Raw genomic sequence first — 1,372 nt, 5'->3', positions numbered from 1 at the left:
TAATGCCGTTCAGTTAAGCGACTGAACGGCATTTTTGTTTTGGGGAAGGAATGGTTGTAAACGCTGCGCTGAGATGTTAACTTTTGGCGCGATGCTGACCGACCACCTGACCTTCATGCTGGATGCCGGACCAACCGACCTGAGCCGGTTGGCGGAGCATCTACCGCATGCATGGATCGAGCAAGCCGTCGAAGCGACCGGCACGGCGAGCATCCGTCGCCGTCGGTTGCCCGCCGAACAGGTGGTCTGGCTGGTGATTGCGCTGGCGATCTATCGTCATTGGTCGATCAGTGAAGTGGTGGACAGCCTTGAGCTAGTGTTGCCCAACGAGGCCACCTTCGTCAGCAAGAGCGCCGTTACCCAAGCCCGGCAACGCTTGGGCCAAGCCCCGATAGCTTGGCTGTTCGAGCAAACCGCGCAGGCATGGTGCAAGCAGGACGCTGTTCGTCATGGCTTCAAAGGCCTCAGCCTATGGGCCATGGATGGCACCACGCTACGCACGCCGGATAGTGCCGCGAATCGGGAACATTTTGGGGCCCAACGCTACGCGAGCGGCAAGGTGGCGAGCTACCCACAAGTGCGGGCTGTCACGCTGACCTCGATCCCGACGCATCTCGTGGCGAACATCGCGTTTGGCCGCTACGACACCAACGAGATGATCTACGCCAAGGATCTGCTGGCGCAGATTCCCGACCATTCGCTCACGGTCTTCGACAAAGGCTTCCTGGCAGCCGAGATCCTGTGCGGCCTGAGCTCGGGCGAACGCAATCGCCACTTCCTCATTCCGGCAAAGTCCAATACGCGTTGGGAGGTGCTGTCCGGCAAACCGGACGATGCACTAGTGCGCATGCGCGTCTCGCCTCAGGCTCGGCAGAAATGCCCCGATCTGCCGGAGTGGTGGACGGCACGTGCGGTGCGCATTCAGGATGCACAGGGGCGGCAGCGAGTACTGCTGACGTCCTTGACCGATCGGCGCCGCTTCAAGTTGGCCGATCTGGTGGCTTGCTACGAGCGGCGCTGGCAGATCGAAACCAGCTACCGTGAACTGAAGCAGTCCATGCTGGGTAGCGAACTGACGCTACGCAGCCGAACCGTCGAGGGCATCTATCAAGAGATCTGGGGCGCATTGATCGCCTACAACCTGATTCGTCGAGAAATGGCCTGCGCCGCCTTCGAAGCCAAGTGCGAGCCGACCGAACTGAGCTTCGTTCGCTCGTTCCATCTGATCCAGCACGAGATGATGTGGGCTGCGCGAACGCCTGCCTTCGCCAAGTTGCCCGCCGTCCTCAAGCGACTTCGCGAGCACCTCAAGTTGCTCATCAACGTAAAACGCCCCGATCGCAAATGCGATCGGGCCGTCAAGTCCCGTCCT

Annotated in this window: 1 protein-coding gene; it reads left to right on the top strand. The window is 60.5% G+C overall.

All coding sequences use genetic code 11. The features are described 5' to 3' along the window. Nucleotides 1-91: 91 nt before the first annotated feature. Nucleotides 92-1,372, top strand: a 1,281-nt coding sequence (locus tag BTE28158_RS32240) for an IS4 family transposase (RefSeq protein ID WP_151052748.1), incomplete at its 3' end; no start/stop codon positions are given.

Origin of the sequence: Burkholderia diffusa (genome assembly GCF_902499115.1) — a bacterium.
In the GTDB taxonomy this organism is placed as follows: Bacteria; Pseudomonadota; Gammaproteobacteria; order Burkholderiales; family Burkholderiaceae; genus Burkholderia; species Burkholderia diffusa.
Note: the sequence above shows the minus strand (reverse complement) of the source record. Positions and strands in the feature narration are given on the sequence as shown.